The 15760-nt window shown below is 60.6% G+C and carries 13 protein-coding genes, 1 tRNA gene and 1 pseudogene; 10 read left to right on the top strand and 5 right to left on the bottom strand.

Annotated elements, in window-relative coordinates; genetic code table 11:
• From WBH99_RS10165 to WBH99_RS10150, 4 genes and pseudogenes are all read left to right on the top strand, one after another.
• Positions 1-368, top strand: a pseudogene (locus WBH99_RS10165) (4-hydroxy-2-oxovalerate aldolase); the annotation flags it as partial.
• 63 nt (positions 369-431) lie between these two features.
• Positions 432-1304: a 2-hydroxy-6-oxo-6-phenylhexa-2,4-dienoate hydrolase gene (gene bphD, locus WBH99_RS10160; protein ID WP_424219967.1), complete on the top strand. Its 873-nt coding sequence runs from the start codon at positions 432-434 to the stop codon at positions 1302-1304.
• A gap of 342 nt (positions 1305-1646) precedes the next feature.
• Positions 1647-3017, top strand: a complete 1371-nt coding sequence (locus WBH99_RS10155; RefSeq protein ID WP_424219966.1) for an OmpP1/FadL family transporter — start codon at positions 1647-1649, stop codon at positions 3015-3017.
• Between the two features lie 73 nt (positions 3018-3090).
• Positions 3091-3969, top strand: a complete 879-nt coding sequence (locus tag WBH99_RS10150; protein ID WP_424219965.1) for an alpha/beta fold hydrolase — start codon at positions 3091-3093, stop codon at positions 3967-3969.
• A 43-nt stretch (positions 3970-4012) separates the two neighbouring features.
• On the opposite strand, the gene WBH99_RS10145 is transcribed toward WBH99_RS10150, so the two are convergent.
• The 4 genes from WBH99_RS10145 to WBH99_RS10130 form a co-directional block, all read right to left on the bottom strand.
• Positions 4013-4465: a hypothetical protein gene (locus tag WBH99_RS10145; RefSeq protein WP_424219964.1), complete on the bottom strand. Its 453-nt coding sequence runs from the start codon at positions 4463-4465 to the stop codon at positions 4013-4015.
• 23 nt (positions 4466-4488) lie between these two features.
• Positions 4489-4579, bottom strand: a tRNA-Ser gene (locus tag WBH99_RS10140).
• A 70-nt stretch (positions 4580-4649) separates the two neighbouring features.
• Entirely contained in the window at positions 4650-5666 is a 1017-nt protein-coding gene (locus WBH99_RS10135) for a class I SAM-dependent rRNA methyltransferase (RefSeq protein ID WP_424219963.1), read from the bottom strand.
• Between the two features lie 53 nt (positions 5667-5719).
• The gene (locus tag WBH99_RS10130; RefSeq protein WP_424219962.1) at positions 5720-7648 is read right to left on the bottom strand and encodes a peptidase U32 family protein; all 1929 of its coding nucleotides are present in this window, start codon (positions 7646-7648) and stop codon (positions 5720-5722) included.
• Between the two features lie 196 nt (positions 7649-7844).
• Between WBH99_RS10130 and WBH99_RS10125 the strand changes: the two genes are divergently transcribed.
• Positions 7845-8048 (top strand): SlyX family protein, encoded by a 204-nt coding sequence (locus tag WBH99_RS10125; protein WP_424219961.1) that lies wholly within the window; start codon positions 7845-7847, stop codon positions 8046-8048.
• Positions 8049-8369: 321 nt separating this feature from the next.
• Here WBH99_RS10125 and WBH99_RS10120 read toward each other — a convergent pair whose 3' ends face one another.
• Complete coding sequence (locus tag WBH99_RS10120; protein WP_424219960.1) at positions 8370-10403, bottom strand: methyl-accepting chemotaxis protein; 2034 nt, start codon at positions 10401-10403, stop codon at positions 8370-8372.
• A 375-nt stretch (positions 10404-10778) separates the two neighbouring features.
• Between WBH99_RS10120 and WBH99_RS10115 the strand changes: the two genes are divergently transcribed.
• The 5 genes from WBH99_RS10115 to WBH99_RS10095 all read left to right on the top strand — a co-directional run bounded on the left by WBH99_RS10115 (position 10779) and on the right by WBH99_RS10095 (position 15760).
• Positions 10779-11777, top strand: coding sequence for a sulfate ABC transporter substrate-binding protein (locus tag WBH99_RS10115; RefSeq protein ID WP_424219959.1), 999 nt, complete (start codon positions 10779-10781; stop codon positions 11775-11777).
• Positions 11778-11920: 143 nt separating this feature from the next.
• Positions 11921-12934 carry a sulfate ABC transporter substrate-binding protein gene (locus tag WBH99_RS10110; protein ID WP_424219958.1) on the top strand — a complete coding sequence of 338 codons (1014 nt, stop codon included), beginning with the start codon at positions 11921-11923 and terminating at the stop codon, positions 12932-12934.
• Complete coding sequence (gene cysT, locus WBH99_RS10105; RefSeq protein WP_424219957.1) at positions 12935-13771, top strand: sulfate ABC transporter permease subunit CysT; 837 nt, start codon at positions 12935-12937, stop codon at positions 13769-13771. It abuts the gene before it with no gap.
• Entirely contained in the window at positions 13771-14664 is an 894-nt protein-coding gene (gene cysW, locus WBH99_RS10100) for a sulfate ABC transporter permease subunit CysW (protein ID WP_424219956.1), read from the top strand. Before cysT ends, cysW begins: the two co-directional genes overlap by 1 nt.
• A gap of 10 nt (positions 14665-14674) precedes the next feature.
• On the top strand, positions 14675-15760 hold the full coding sequence (locus tag WBH99_RS10095) for a sulfate/molybdate ABC transporter ATP-binding protein (RefSeq protein ID WP_424219955.1): 1086 nt from the start codon (positions 14675-14677) through the stop codon (positions 15758-15760).

Raw genomic sequence — 15760 nt, 5'->3', positions numbered from 1 at the left:
GCATCGACGCCGCCGCGGCAGGTCTGGGGGCCGGTGCCGGCAACACGCCGATGGAAGTGCTGATTGCCGTATGCAGCCTGATGGGCATCGAAACCGGGGTGGATGTTGCCAAGATCACCGATGTGGCTGAAGACCTGGTGGTACCGATGATGGACTTCCCGATCCGGATCGACCGTGATGCCCTGACGCTCGGCTATGCCGGGGTGTATGGTTCCTTCCTGCTCTTTGCCAAACGGGCCTCGGCCAAGTACGGCGTACCGGCGCGTGACATCCTGGTGGAACTGGGCCGGCGCGGCATGGTGGGCGGTCAGGAAGACATGATCGAAGATACCGCCATCACCATGGCCCGCGAACGGGGGCTGCTCTGATGCAAGCATGATCCGGTGGGTGCGGATCGACACAAGTTCCTAAAAGACATTCAGGAGGGGCAGGTGACACGGCTTGACGAAAACGAGACCAGCAGGTTTGTGACAATCAACGAGAAGGGACTGCAGAACTTCAAGATTCACTTCAACGACGCTGGCGAAGGTGAAGCCGTGATCATGCTGCACGGCGGAGGTCCCGGCGCGAGTGGCTGGAGCAATTACGATCGCAACGTGGATGCTCTCGTGCAAGCGGGGCATCGCGTGATCCTGATGGACTCTCCCGGCTTCAACAAGTCCGACCCTGTGGTGCTGGACGAGCAGCGAGGGTTGGCCAACGCGCGGTCCGTAAAAGCGTTGATGGATGCTGTCGGGATAGAAAAGGCGCATCTGGTGGGAAATTCGATGGGCGGGGCTACCGCCCTGAATTTCGCACTCGAGTATCCAGATCGCACCGGCAAACTTGTTTTGATGGGACCCGGCGGTCTTGGCCCAAGTCTCTTTCATGCCATGCCGATGGAAGGCATCAAGTTGCTTTTCAAACTCTATTCGGAGCCGACGCGGGAAAATCTCCAGAAGATGCTCGATGTTTTCGTGTTCGATGCGGCCAATGTCACCGAAGAATTGTTTGAGGGACGCTGGAACTCGATTCAGGCTTATCCCGAGCATCTGCGAAATTTTGTTCTGAGTACGGAACGGATTCCGCTTAGTGCCTGGGATATCACACCCCGTCTCGGTGCGATTGAAGCCGATACCCTCATCGTCTGGGGGCGCGACGATCGCTTCGTTCCCCTTGATCATGGTTTGAAATTGCTCTGGCAACTCAAGCATGCAAATTTGCATGTGTTTTCAAAATGCGGCCATTGGGCGCAATGGGAGCACGCCGACGAATTCAATCGATTGACGATCGAGTTTCTGCGTAAGGGAAAGGAACTGACCTGATGCGGGCGAAAAATGTCCGGATCGCCTACCCTCGGTGAAATCAGGCCGTTTTGAAACCCGATCGTGCACTTCCCAATGCGACCTTGCCGCGCGATCAGGACCAGGCTGCGGGAAGAACAGCATCGCAAGAAGATCGACTCGCTGGGTGAGTCGTTGGCCGAGGTCGGGTCGCGCATCGACTTTACGGCGCAGGCAGTCGGGGAAGGGCCTGGCTGCCTGGCTTGAAACGATGTGCGATCTGGTGAATAGCCGTTCCACCTCAGGGTTTCTGCTTGTTCTGATTTCACCGCTGTTTTACCCATTACTTTTCAGCTTTTCATAAAAAAATCGAGGAGACATGAATTGATCACGAACAAAAAATACGCAATTGGAAGCCTGCTTTTCTCGGTTTCTTTTAATGCGCTAGCAACTAGCGACGTGTATCGCTTTGTAGGCCATGGTCCGATTTCAGCAGGGATGGGAGGAGCGGCAACAGCGTTTGATGTTGGCGTTGCCGGAATCATGACGAACCCGGCGACCTTGTCTTTGGCAAAGTCCGGATCACAGGTGCATGTGGGCATGGATGCCGTCTTTGTCGATATATCGGTCAAAAATACCGCAACCGGCGAGAGCCTCGATTCTCAAGACCATTCGAACAACCGGGGGCCCTATGTCGCTCCGCAACTGGCTTACATGTATCGAGGTGAGCGCTTTGCCTTTGGTGCCGGAGCCTTTGCCCGAGGAGGGGTAGGTACCGAATACGGAAAGAACAGTTTTCTGTCCCGCGCCACGGGGGGTTTGAATACGGGTCTGGAGGTTTCGAGCCGCTTGATGACGCTGAATATCCCGGTTGCTGCCAGTTACGATGTTAACGAGCGGCTTACCATTGGTGCGGCGGTTGATGCAGTATGGCAAGGCTTGAATCTTGATTTGCTCCTGGGCGCCGATCAGGTCGGTTCTCTCCTGGGTTCCGGGCGTGCCCGGGGCGGGCTGGTTCCGGTGCTAGGTGGCCTTCCCGATATGCGAGGCGCGCACCTGAGTTTCACGAAGAACCAGCCAATTGCGAGCGGAGCCGATGCATGGGGGATGGGTGGGCGGATCGGCCTTATTTATAAGTTCAGCAAAGACACCATCTTCGGGGCAGCATATTCGCTGGAATCGTCACTGAATGACATGGAGGGGGATGCAACTCTCACCGCGATCGACGGTGTTGCAGGCCAGATTCCACTGAATGGCAAGATTCACGTCAAAGATTTCCAGTCGCCAGCTCAATTCAACATTGGCTTCAGTCACAAATTTGACGATCACTGGATGGTCGCTGCAGACATTTCCCGGATTTTCTGGGGTAAGGCGGTAAAAGATATCAAAGTCGGCTTTGTTGCAGACAATGGTGCAAATATCGACATCGATCTGCCCCAGGACTACAAGGATCAAACCGCCTTGTCATTGGGGGTGGCCTATACCAGAGGGGATTGGACGATTCGTGGTGGCGCGCGCTTTGCGACTCAAGCACTCAGGTCTGAAACATTGCTGGCCGTGATTCCTTCGATTCCAAATACGTTCGGGACTTTGGGGTTCTCCTACAAATTGTCACCCGCGAGCAATATCGACTTTGCCTGGACTCATTCTTTTGAAGAGAAGATGCGGACCTCGAGTCTCCCGACGACCTCTGCACCATTTGAAGTCAAGCACGCCCAGGACAGTGCCTCGATTGCCTATGTTTACCAGTTTTAAGCACCAAGCCCTGACGGGATGATAGTATCGGGTCGTGCAGCTGTCTGCAGGATTTTTTTGAGATTTTGATGACTTGTGCGGCCTGGATCCTGACCTGTCGATCATTTATTTTTTTGAAGGAGTCATGATGGGAAACCCGGAAATCGGAAGCCGTGTAGTTGCGGCTGGAATTGATACGAATTATCACTCGGTGGGCGAAGGCAACCCTGTTTTGTTGATTCATGGTTCAGGGCCCGGTGTGAGTGCCTATGCAAACTGGCGCCTGACCATGCCCGTGTTGGGAAAGCATTTTCGCGTAGTGGCGCCGGACATGGTGGGCTTTGGTTTCACTGATCGCCCTGCCGGCTATGTTTATTCGAAGGAAAACTGGGTACGACACATCATCGGAGTGATGGATGCGCTTGGCATTGAGCGGGCAGACATAATCGGCAATTCATTCGGGGGTGCCTTGGCTATCGCGACCGCACTGGAGCATCCGGAACGGGTTGGGCGCTTGGTGCTGATGGGAGCTGCAGGGACGCACTTTGAGCTCACCCCCGGCCTGGACGCCGTATGGGGGTACACCCCTTCGATTGAGAACATGCGCAAACTTCTCGATATTTTTGCTTATGACCGCTCACTCGTTAATGATGAGCTCGCGAAGCTCCGTTACGAAGCAAGCATTCGCCCCGGTTTTCAAGAGTCGTTTTCGAGCATGTTCCCCGCCCCTCGTCAGCGCTGGGTCGATGCCCTGGCAAGTTCCGATGAACAGATCAGATCGTTGCCGAACGATGTGCTCTTGATTCACGGGCGTGAAGATCAGGTGGTGCCTTTAGTCAGCAGCTTGCGACTTTGTGAACTGATTCGTCGTGCACAACTGCACGTTTTCGGTTGCTGTGGACACTGGGTACAGATTGAGTGGGCAGACGAGTTTACCGAATTGGTAGTCGACTTCCTCGGCCGACCCGTTTGATCGTCGAGCCGCGCTCACTGGTTTCCTGCTCCGCTTTTTCCCGTTACCCTGGCTGATCCGACGTACTTTTTCTGCTGTTGGAAGTGGGGCGGATCATTGCCGGTTGCGGGGCATGGTAATGGGTGATGCGGTCGAGGGTGATGCGGTCGAGCAAGGCGGTTGCCATTCCGGGATCGCCGAAGACGCTCACCCCATTCACGAATGCGGCGCTCCCGGTCGCGAGGGTACTGGTCGTCGGGAGCGCCACCGCGCAGATGGGCCGATGAAAAACCGCGATGAAAAACCGGCGAGATGTTGCAATGAGCTCACGGTTGCCATCAGCTTTTTGCGCAACAGCATTTCGGAAGAATACGGAGCGGAAGAATACGGAGCGGAAGAATACGGAGCCTATCGCGGAGGCTGGAGTCTTATCGCAAGCGAATTGCTGAGATAAGCCGGTTCCATTCCGGAACATGAAAAAACCGCCCCAAGAGGCGGTTTTTTCAGGTTTTTTCATATAGGCGGTTTTTCATGTGATCCTGGCGGAGAGGGAGGGATTCGAACCCTCGGTAGGGGATTACCCTACACACGCTTTCCAGGCGTGCGACTTAAACCGCTCATCCACCTCTCCGGAAGGCGAGCATTTTAGCAAAGATTGGAGCTTTGTCCACGGCTTTTGTGAGTTTCATCGAGTTTTCGCTTTATACCCGCAATAGAAGCATTTTCAGCGGGGGCTGGCCGTCGCTGCTGGGGAAGTCCGCTTCCGGTTGCAGCCATTCCATGTCCACGATCTTGCGCCCCGCTTTGAGGGCACTGCGCTGCAGTTGATCTGCCCATTGTTCACGATTGACGTGAGCCACGTTGTTGCAGCAGATCAGGGTGCCGCCCTCGGCGGTGCAGAGCAGGGCTGGTTTGAACAGGGCCGGGTAGTCATTGACCAGGTCCACCACGCCGAAGGGGCTTCTGGAATAGCGGGGCGGGTCCAGGAAGACCAGGTCGAACTGGCGGGCTTCGAGCTTGGGAAAGGGGGGCATGCGCTTGCCGCGCACCCGTTCGGCCTGGCCCAGGCCGGCCAGTTGGCGCAGGGCGGGGAAGGCGTCGCTCTGGATGAAACGGGGGCGACCCGGCAATGCGTTGAGCTTGCCATTTTCCTTGCCGATGGACAGGGCGGATTCGGCGAAATCCACGTTCATCACGAAGCTGGCCCCGGCTTTGGCGGCAGCAATGCCGACACCGCAGGTGTAGGCAAACAGGTTGAGGACGTTCTTGCCCGGTGCTTCTTGCATGACTCGCCGGCGGCCGGCCCGCAGGTCCAGGAACAGCCAGGGATCCTGGCCGGCATGGCGGGCCTGGATGCGGTAACGGATACCCAGCTCACGGGCTTCCCTGGGCATGTGGGCAGGGGCGATCTGTGCCTTGGGGAGCTCGTTGCAGATGCGCGAATTGGCCTGGCTGCGGTCGTTGTAGATGCAGTCTAGGCCAGGCAGCGCCTGGGTATAGAAGTTTTCAAGGGCTGACAGTTGTTCGGGAGGCAGGGTTTGGTGGAAGCTTTGCACCAGCAGCAGGTCGCCGTAGCGGTCCACCGTCAGGCCGGGGCTGCCCTCGACGCTGCCATGAAACAGCCGGTAGGTATTGGTGTCTTCGGCGTGCAGGCGGGTCAGCAGCTCGCTGCGGGATTCCAGGGCGCGAGCCAGCTGGGAAGGCAGGGTTTGGGGCATCAAGGGGTCCGGTTGGGTCACGCAGTGGGCGGGAATCTTTGTGGGTATGAATTTTAGTGGGCGTGAATCGGGATGATGCGTTGTTTCTTCATTTTGCCCACTACGTGCATTTCGCACTTTTTGCAGTCGAAGGTGAGGGTGAGTTTTTCCTTGCCGTTGATGAGGGTCATGGGGTCGGGGCGGATGCCCTTCACTTCCTTGGGACAGAGGTTGAAGCTATGGCGCAGGCAGTGCTTGGTGATCATCAGGGAGACCTCGCCGGCTTCCTGATTCGCTTCGTAGGCCGCCGCGATCACCGCAACGCCATGGCGGGCGTAGAAGGCGTGGGCCTTCTGGTTATAGACGTTACCCAGGTAGGAGAGGGCGGATTCCGGATAGGGAGGCGGGTTTGCCGCCGGGGCCTTGCGTTCCGGGCGCAGGCAGGCGGCAGCCCGGGCGGCGTCCAGGGCGCTTACGGCATCCCGGCGTAGGCCATTGACTGTGCTGGCGGGCAGGAACCAGGCCTGGCCGGGGGGCAGACTCAAGGCAAGGTCGATGGCTTTGGCCCGGTACCGGGTGTTGCCGAGCTTGCCCAGGTTGTCCCGCAGGGTGGCCAAGGCGCGTTCGGCATCCTGGGCGGGCTCTTTGGCGAGGGCGATCCGGGCGGCGGCGCTGATGCCCGTCTCGTCGGTAAGCCGCAGGGCAAAGCCTTCCGGGGTTTCCGCAAAAGAAAGGTGCACGTCGATGCGCCGTTCGGCGGATTTCTGTTCCAGCAGGCGCTCGAAGCGTTGGTCGCGGTTGCGGTACAAGGTGGTGCCGACGGTAAGGTCGGCGGGCATTGCCTTGGGGTAGCAGCGCCAGGTACAGGTCTTGGCGCCGTTCCTGGCGCGGGATTTGCCTGTGCCGCCGCGCGGTTCGACGCTGTTGAGGCGCAGGCCCGCCAGTTCCTGTTCCGGGTCGAAGTAGGAGAGGCCGTCGCCATTGTGGAGCTCGGCTTCGCTGTCCAGCTCGAACCAGCCGGGGCCGAGCTGGCTGACCCGGCCCAGGGCCTCGCCGGAGAAGGCGGGCGTGTCGAAGGCGCCGATGTCGGCCTTGCGCGCCTGGACGAAATAATCGGTGGCGCCGCGGTTGAAGGTCTTTTCCGGCTGCGGGGTGAAGGTGTAGCGGCAGCGCCCGGCGGAGGCGCGACGGTAACGCTCCGGGTGGGCTTCCAGGATGCCGTCCAGGAGGATGCGGTAGTGGGCGGTGATGTTCTTCACATAGGAGAGGTCCTTGAGCCGCCCCTCGATCTTGAAGGAGGTGATGCCGGCCTCGGCCAGGGCCAGCAGGTTGGCGCTCTGGTCGTTGTCCTTCATGGAGAGCAGGTGCTTGTCCTGGGCCAGGCGCTTGCCGTCCGCGTCGACCAGGTCGTAGGGCAGCCGGCAGGCCTGGGAACATTCGCCCCGGTTGGCGCTGCGGCCGGTGTGGGCGTGGCTGATGTAGCACTGGCCCGAGTAGGCGACACAGAGGGCGCCGTGGATGAAGAATTCCAGATGGCAGGCGGTGGCGGCGGCGATGCGCTGGATCTGCATCAGGTTCAGTTCCCGGGCGAGCACGATCTGGGAGAAGCCGACTTGATCCAGGAAGCGGGCTTTTTCCACCGTGCGGATGTCGGTCTGGGTGCTGGCATGGAGCTGGATCGGCGGCAGATCCAGTTCCCAAAGGCCCATGTCCTGAATGATCACCGCGTCGGCGCCGGCTTCGTAGAGCTGCCAGATGAGCTTTCCGGCCGGCTCCAGTTCCTCGTCTTTCAGGAGGGTATTGACCGTCACGAATACCCGGGCGTGGTAGGCATGGGCTGCCTGGGCCAGGCGCTCGATGTCGGCCACCGTGTTACCGGCGTTGGAACGGGCCCCGAAGGCCGGGCCGCCGATATAGACGGCATCCGCTCCGTGGTGGATGGCCTCGATGCCGTACTCGGCATTCTTGGCAGGGGCGAGGAGTTCCAGGGGACGAGGGGACATGGATGTGTGAATCGGGAAGGGGAAGGCAGGGAAGACCAGGCGGCGGGAAAAAGGTTCATTGAAAACCCGCCGAACCCGCCGGTAAGGCGGGCCATTATGGCACAAGCGGGGCAATGCCCCGGTCCGGCCAGGTAGGACATCATGAGAAACAAGGACTTCTTTGGGTATCATTGCCGCCCGACGACAGGAGTCCCGCATGGAAAACCGCCTTACCGACCTGGAAATCAAGTTCAGTTTTGCCCAGGATCTGCTCGATGAGCTGAACCGGACCGTGTATCGCCAGCAGCAACAGATCGACCTGCTGCAGCAGGAAATGCGCCTGTTGCAAGACCAGGTACAACACGCCTCCCAGGATCAGCGCCCGATGAACCTGGGAGGTGAACTGCCGCCCCATTACTGACTGCGCACCCTGACTTCAACCCCCTTTCAACCCCCTCACCGAGCCCTGATTGAGCCCTGACTGAGCCCTGACTGAGCCCTCACCGAGCCCTGATTGAGCCCTCACCGAGCCCTCATCGAGCCCTGATTGAGTCGCAAGAGCACGGGCGAGTCCTGCAGGGTTGCAAAACCGGGGCGTGGCAAAACCGGCCGGGTTCAGAGAACGACTATTCTGACTCAGGGGGTCCTGCACGTCGAGGCGCTGACCGTCAGCCACACCATGGCTCAAAGCAACTCAAGCGTTTTGAAAACGGGGGCCGCCATGGTTTTGCATGGCGCCGGTTCAGACCTTGAAGCGGGAAATGCTGCGGCGCAAGCCTTCTGATTTTTGTTCCATGGCGGAGGCTGCTGCCGAGGTCGATTGCGCCTGGTTGTGATTGTGTTCTGCCTGCTGGGCGATCTGTTCCACCGTCCGGGCGATGTCGCGATTGGCGGTGCTTTGCTCGCTCAAGGCATCGGAGATGCCGATCACGGCGGCACTGATCTGGTTGCTGTTCTGGCGGATGTCGGCAATGCGGCTACCGGCTGCATTAGCCAGTTCGACGCCTTTTTCCACCTGGTCGAGTCCATTTTCCATGCGCTGCACGGCATTTCTGGCGCCATCCTGGATACGGCCGACCATGCCGGAGATTTCCTGGGTGGAGTGGGTGGTGCGTTCTGCCAGTTTTCCCACTTCATCGGCCACGACGGCAAACCCTCGTCCGGCTTCCCCGGCGCGCGCGGCTTCAATGGCGGCATTCAGGGCGAGGAGATTGGTCTGGTCGGCGATCTCGCGGATGACGTTCACGATCTGGCTGATCTGTTCGGACTGGTTGCCCAGGGCGGAAACTGCTGCTGAGGCTTCCCGCACCGTATTGGCGATCTCGCTCATGCTCTGGATGGCCTGACTAATCACGCCCACCCCGTTATCGGAAATGGTGCCGAAGTGTTCCGCAACGACTCTGGCTTCCTGGGCGTGCTCGGACACCTGGTGGATGCTGGCGCTCATTTCTTCGATGGTGGAGGCCATGTGGGCCGCGGCACTGCTCTGTTTACCGGAAGTGTCGGCCACTTCGGTGGCGGCCAGGGCAAGCCCGTGAGCGTCGTGGCTCAGGTCGGTTGCCAGGCTGTCGGTTTCGCCGATCATGCTGCGCAGCTGGGCGCACATCTGGTTGGTGGCTTGCAGCAGCCGCCCCACTTCATCCAGGGGGCGTGCGGGGATGGAGACGGTCAGATCTCCCTGGGCGACGTGTTCCGTGACTTTCAGGACTTCACCCAGCGGACGGCTGACCCACAGACGGGTGCAGTAGAAGACACAGGCCAGCAGGGCCAGGGTCGTGAGCACGACCATGAGCAGAAAAGGAATCTGGATCGACCTGACTTCGGCTTGCACTTCCTCCTGATAGGTACCTGAACCAACCAGCCATTCCCACTTGGGGAAGGTCCCGATGGCGGTGATCTTTTCCTGCACGGCGTTGCCTTGTGCCGGGTTGGCCCAGCCGTAACGGATCAGGCCCTGCTGCTGGGCGAGCATTGCCCGGATGACCGGGCGGCCGTCGGAATCCTTGGTCTCCAGCAAATCCTTGCCTTCGGCGTCGGGGTGGATCACGGCCTTGCCGGCGTTCTTGCCGGTTTCCAGGACAAAGACATAGCCGCTGTCGTGAATCTTGATGGAGAGGATGTTTTTCTTGAGGGCCTGCAGGCCTTCGGTGAAGTCAATGCCGATGAAGACCACGGCCATGACTTGTCCCGCCTCATCCTTGAGCGGCAGGTAGCGCGTCATGTAGTCGCGGCCGAATAGCTGTGCCTTGCCGGTGTAGGCCTGCCCTTCGATCAGCGACTTCCAGGCCGGGTGCTGGCTGCCCAGAGGGGTGCCGACCGCACGTTCGCCATTTTCATTCTTCAGGGATGTGGCGATGCGGTAGAAATCGTTTTCATGGCGTACAAAAATGGTGGCCACCGCACCGGTCCGGGCCGTGAACTCATCTACCAGCTGGAAATTGTTGTTCAGGATTTGATCACCCTGGCCCAGGGCAGGAAAACTGCCGTTGCCGGTAGGAATCAGGCGGCCTGCATCGCGTTGCAGGCCGCGGGGCAGGGTGGCGGCAAACTGGGCGCCTGCCATCTCGGCGGATTTTTCCAGGGCCGAAGCATAAGCTTCGATCATGTACAACACCTGCTGGTTCGTCTGTTGCAACGCCTGGGTGGCCTGGTCTTCCACCTTGCTGCCCAGCCACTGAATCATGTAGATGCCTGCGCCACCAAAGACGGTGAGCATGGCAATGAACAGCATCAGGTTGAGTTTGGTGGCGATGGGGAGACGCTGGAATTGGGTCATTTAGGCTTCATCCTTGCGGAACACGCGGTCTGGATTTTTCGTGGAGTCTGGGCGAGCCACGATTATAGGGACATGGTTATCCCTTTGTCAGAACTTGCTGACGTATCTTACGTATCCGGGTTCGTTGTTTTCTTTTTTCTTTCTTATATGGCGGATGCTGGCGGGCGTCAGCCGCAAGCCAGGCGGTCGGGCCTGCCAGAAACACCGACCGGTCGATAGCGTGGCGCAGGTCTTGGCGTGCAGGAGTTCTGCAGTTTTGCAAGAGGTTCTGTCGAAATGAGGGTTCTGTCGAAATAAGCAAATCAGAAATCATTCGTTCCGCCGGGACGGGATGTCTTTTTAGACTGGCGCCACCTCAACCGAACTGGAGTCTCCATGAAACTCAACACCTTCCTGGCTGGCCTGTTTGCCGCCGCCACCTTTGTGGTTCCTCTGGCACATGCCCAGGTGCAACTGCTCAATGTTTCCTACGACCCGACTCGGGAGCTCTATCAGGAATTCAACCCGGCCTTTGCCCGCTATTGGGAAGCCAGGACCGGGGAAAAGGTCAGCATCAAGCAATCGCATGGCGGCTCCGGCAAGCAGGCCCGCTCGGTGATCGACGGCCTGGAAGCCGATGTGGTGACCCTGGCGCTCGCTGGGGACATCGATGCCATCGCCGAAAAGGCCAAGGCCCTGCCGCCCGACTGGCAAAAGCGCCTGCCGCTCAACAGCACGCCCTATACCTCCACCATCGTGTTTCTGGTCAGAAAGGGCAATCCCAAGGCCATCAAGGACTGGGACGATCTGGTGCGGCCCGGGGTGCAGGTGATCACCCCGAATCCCAAGACTTCCGGCGGCGCCCGCTGGAACTACCTGGCCGCCTGGGAGTTTGCCAAGCGCAAGTATGGCGGCGATGACAAGGCCAGGGAGTTCGTGAAGCGCCTCTACCGTAACGTGCCGGTGCTCGATTCCGGCGCCCGGGGTTCGACCATCACCTTTGTCGAGCGCGGCATTGGCGATGTCTTTTTGTCCTGGGAAAACGAAGCCTTCCTGGCGATCAAGGAACTCGGGCCGGACAAGTTCGACATCGTCGTGCCCTCCCTCTCCATCCTGGCCGAGCCGCCGGTGGCGTGGGTCGACAAGGTGGTGGACAAGAAGGGCACGCGCAAGGTGGCCCAGGCCTATCTGGAATACCTGTACACCGAAGAGGGCCAGGAAATCGCCGCCAGAAATTACTACCGCCCAACCCTGGACAAGGTGGTCAGGAAATACGCCAGCCAGTTTCCCAAGGTGAAACTGTTTACCATCGACGAGGCTTTCGGTGGCTGGGGCAAGGCGGCCAGGACCCACTTTGCCGATGGTGGGGTATTCGACCAGATCATCGCCCGGTAAATCGAGGCCCGATGAGTAGGGCGGGGCTACGGTCCCGCTTTTTATTTATGCGGATTTGGCATAAGCAATGAAGTTTTTATTATTTTTGGTTTTGGTGCGCGGCAAATAGACTGTGCGATCCCAAATGCCTCAAGGAGCGCCGCATGGTTTCCCCCCGTTTTCTGACCCGCCTGATGGCCAGCCTTGGCCTGCTTGCCGTTACCCTGACCCCGGCGCTCGCCGATACCACCCTTCTCAACGTCTCCTACGACGTTTCCCGGGAGCTCTACAAGGACATCAACCCGGCCTTCATCGCCCAGTGGCAGGCCAGGCACAAGGAAAGGCTCAGCATCAACCAGTCGCACGGCGGCTCGAGCAAGCAGGCCGGCGCGGTGATCGGCGGGCTGGAGGCGGACGTGGTCACCATGAACCAGGCGCCCGACATCGACATCCTCGTCGAGCGGGGCGGGCTCGTTGCCCCGGATTGGAGAAAGAAGTTTCCCCACGAGGCCACTCCCTACCGCAGCATCTCGGTGTTTCTGGTGAGAAAGGGCAATCCCAAGGGCATCAAGGATTGGTCCGATCTCGCCCGTCCGGGCGTTGCCGTGATCGTGCCCAATCCCAAGACCTCCGGCAATGGCCGTTACACCTGGCTGGCGGCCTGGGGTTATGCCCTGCGGCAGAACAAGGGCGATGAGGCCCGGGCGCGGGAATTCCTGGGCAAGCTGTTTGCCAACGTGCCGGTGCTGGACGGCGGCGGTCGCGGCGCCACCACCACCTTCACCCAGCGCGGCGTCGGCGATGTGCTGGTGACGTTCGAAAACGAGGCCGTGCTGATCGACAAGGAAGTCGGCGGCGGCCAGTTCGACGTAGTCTATCCTTCCGTCACCATCGAAGCCCCCGCTCCGGTGGCGGTGGTAGATAAAGTGGTGGACAAGAAGGGCAGCCGCGAGGCGGCGACCGCCTACCTGAACTTCCTGTTCTCTCCCGAGGGGCAGGAGATCATCGCCAAGCATCACTTCCGTCCCCGCGATGCGGCGGTGTTGAAGAAGTATGCGGCCCGTTTCCCCGCCGTGCCGACCTTCACCGTGGAAAGCGCCCTGGGCGGTTGGGCCAAGGTCCAGAAGCTGCACTTTGCCGATGGCGGCCTCTATGACCAGATCGTGGCGAAGCGCTAAATGGCTCGCAGAGGCTCATTCAACGTCCTGCCCGGCTTCAACCTGGCCCTGGGCTACACCCTGGTGTATCTCTCCCTGGTGGTGCTGATTCCCCTGGCGGCGGTGTTCATCAAGTCCTCGGCCCTGAGTTTCGGGGAATTCTGGGAGGTGGTGAGCGCCCCGCGGGTGGTGGCGAGTTATCGGGTGAGCTTTGGGCTCTCCCTCCTTGCCGCCGCCATCAATACCGTGTTCGGGCTGATGCTGGCCTGGGCCCTGGTGCGCTATTCCTTCCCCGGCAAGAAGCTCGTCGATGCCCTGGTGGATCTGCCCTTTGCCCTGCCCACCGCCGTGGCCGGCATCGCCCTCACCGCCCTCTACGCCGGCAACGGCTGGCTCGGCCAGTACCTGGAACCTCTGGGCATCAAGGTGGCCTTTGCCCCCTTGGGCATTCTGGTGGCCCTCATCTTCATCGGCCTGCCCTTCGTGGTGCGCACCGTGCAGCCCATCCTGGAAGACCTGGACACCGAGCTCGAAGAAGCCGCCGCCAGCCTGGGGGCGGAACGCGGGCAGACCTTTCGCCTGGTGCTCCTGCCCATCCTGCTGCCGGCGCTCATGACCGGCTTTGCCCTGGCCTTTGCCCGGGCGGTGGGGGAATACGGCTCGGTGATCTTCATCGCCGGCAACCTGCCTTTTGTCTCGGAGATCACGCCGCTGATGATCATCACCAAACTCGAACAATATGACTACACGGGGGCCACCGCCATCGCCGTGGTGATGCTGGTGCTGTCCTTCATCCTGCTCCTCGTGATCAACCTGCTTCAGGCCTGGACGGCCCGACGCACCGGGAGGAACCGCTGATGGCCGGCGCCGCGACCTCCTTGCACTGGCACGGCGATACGGCGAGCCGTTACGAGAGCCGTTCCGCCACCCGCGAAGCGCCCTGGGTGAAAGGGCTGATCCTGGGCTTGTCCCTCAGCTTCTTCGCGGTGTTCCTGCTTTTGCCCCTCTTTGCGGTGTTTGTCGAAGCCTTGCGCAAGGGGCTGGAGACCTACTGGGCCGCCCTGGTGGAGCCCGATGCCCTGGCCGCCATCCGGCTCACTTTGATCACCGCCGCGATTGCGCTTCCCTTGAATCTGGTGTTCGGCGTCGCCGCGGCCTGGGCCATCGCCAAGTTCGAGTTCCGCGGCAAGGAACTCCTCACCACCCTGATCGACCTGCCGTTCTCGGTTTCGCCGGTGATCGCCGGCTTGATCTACGTGCTCATCTTCGGCGCGCAGGGTTGGTTCGGCCCCTGGCTCGCCGGGCACGACATCCAGATCGTCTTTGCCGTGCCCGGCATCGTGCTGGCCACCGTGTTCGTCACCTTTCCCTTCGTCGCCCGCGAGCTGATTCCCCTGATGCAGGCCCAGGGCCGGGAGGAGGAAGAGGCCGCCGTGGTGCTCGGGGCAAACGGCTGGCAGACCTTCTGGTATGTCACCCTGCCCAACATCAAGTGGGGGCTGCTCTATGGGGTGATCCTCTGCAACGCCCGGGCCATGGGGGAATTTGGCGCCGTGTCGGTGGTCTCCGGCCACATCCGCGGCCAGACCAACACCATGCCCCTGCATGTGGAAATTCTCTATAACGAATACAACTTTGCCGCCGCCTTCGCCGTCGCCTCCGTGCTGGCGCTCCTTGCCCTGGTCACCCTGGTGATCAAGAGCTGGGTGGAGTGGAAGGCCGGTCAGGCGCAGGCTGCCACCGAAGCATGAGGAACACGAGATGAGCATCGAAGTACGCAACATCAAAAAGCAGTTTGGCAGCTTCACCGCCCTCGATGACGTGAGCCTGGATTTTCCCACCGGCGAACTGGTGGCGCTCCTCGGCCCTTCGGGCTGCGGCAAGACCACCTTGCTGCGCATCATCGCCGGCCTGGAGCGCCCCGACAGCGGCAGCGTCCTGCTGGACGGGGAAGATGCCTCCCACACCCATGTGCGCGAGCGCCAGGTGGGCTTCGTCTTTCAGCATTACGCCTTGTTCCGGCACATGAGCGTGTTCGACAACGTCGCCTTCGGCCTGCGGGTCAAGCCCAGGAAGGAGCGGCCCAGCGAAGCGGTCATCAAGCAGAAGGTGCATGCGCTCCTCGAACTGGTGCAGCTCGACTGGCTGGCGGACCGCTTTCCGGCCCAGCTTTCCGGTGGCCAGCGCCAGCGCATCGCGCTCGCCCGGGCCCTGGCCGTGGAGCCGCGCGTGCTGCTCCTGGACGAGCCCTTCGGCGCCCTCGATGCCAAGGTGCGCAAGGAACTGCGGCGCTGGCTGCGGCGTCTGCACGACGAGTTGCACATCACCTCCATCTTCGTCACCCACGACCAGGAAGAGGCCCTGGAAGTGGCGGACCGGGTGGTGCTCATGGATCACGGCCATGTCGAGCAGATCGGCACCCCCGAGGAAGTCTACCGCCACCCGGCCACCCCCTTCGTCTATGGTTTCCTCGGCGCGGTGAATTACTTTCATGGCCGCGCCGAGGATGGCCGGGTCAAGGTGGGCGAGGCTCTCCTGCATCACGGCGCCGACGAACTCACCCAAAGCCTGGCCGAGGGCTCGCCGGTGGTGGCCTTTGCCCGCCCCCATGAACTCGACATCCTGCCGGACGCCGGAATGGCCCTGGGGGTGGCGGCGAAGATTTCCCGCATCCTCGCCTTTGGCGTCACTGCCCGGATCGAGCTCGATGGCCTGAACGGCTCTTCCGGCCAGCACTTCGAAGTGGAAATGACCCGCGCAGAGGTCGAGCGCCAGGGCCTCGCCGAAGGGCAGCCGGTGCGCCTCGTGCCCTCGCGCATCAAGGTCTTCGAGCACAAGGGGAGCTGA

The organism is Azovibrio sp., from assembly GCF_049658005.1.
GTDB lineage: Bacteria > Pseudomonadota > Gammaproteobacteria > Burkholderiales > Rhodocyclaceae > Azovibrio.
This window is presented reverse-complemented; position numbering and strand designations above follow the sequence as displayed.

Coding starts and splice junctions, on each gene's coding strand:
- WBH99_RS10145 (WP_424219964.1), bottom strand. CDS start 4,465: ATGAAAAAACCTGAAAAAACCGCCTCTTGGGGCGGTTTTTTCATGTTC.
- WBH99_RS10135 (WP_424219963.1), bottom strand. CDS start 5,666: ATGCCCCAAACCCTGCCTTCCCAGCTGGCTCGCGCCCTGGAATCCCGC.
- WBH99_RS10130 (WP_424219962.1), bottom strand. CDS start 7,648: ATGTCCCCTCGTCCCCTGGAACTCCTCGCCCCTGCCAAGAATGCCGAG.
- WBH99_RS10125 (WP_424219961.1), top strand. CDS start 7,845: ATGGAAAACCGCCTTACCGACCTGGAAATCAAGTTCAGTTTTGCCCAG.
- WBH99_RS10120 (WP_424219960.1), bottom strand. CDS start 10,403: ATGACCCAATTCCAGCGTCTCCCCATCGCCACCAAACTCAACCTGATG.
- WBH99_RS10115 (WP_424219959.1), top strand. CDS start 10,779: ATGAAACTCAACACCTTCCTGGCTGGCCTGTTTGCCGCCGCCACCTTT.
- WBH99_RS10110 (WP_424219958.1), top strand. CDS start 11,921: ATGGTTTCCCCCCGTTTTCTGACCCGCCTGATGGCCAGCCTTGGCCTG.
- cysT (WP_424219957.1), top strand. CDS start 12,935: ATGGCTCGCAGAGGCTCATTCAACGTCCTGCCCGGCTTCAACCTGGCC.
- cysW (WP_424219956.1), top strand. CDS start 13,771: ATGGCCGGCGCCGCGACCTCCTTGCACTGGCACGGCGATACGGCGAGC.
- WBH99_RS10095 (WP_424219955.1), top strand. CDS start 14,675: ATGAGCATCGAAGTACGCAACATCAAAAAGCAGTTTGGCAGCTTCACC.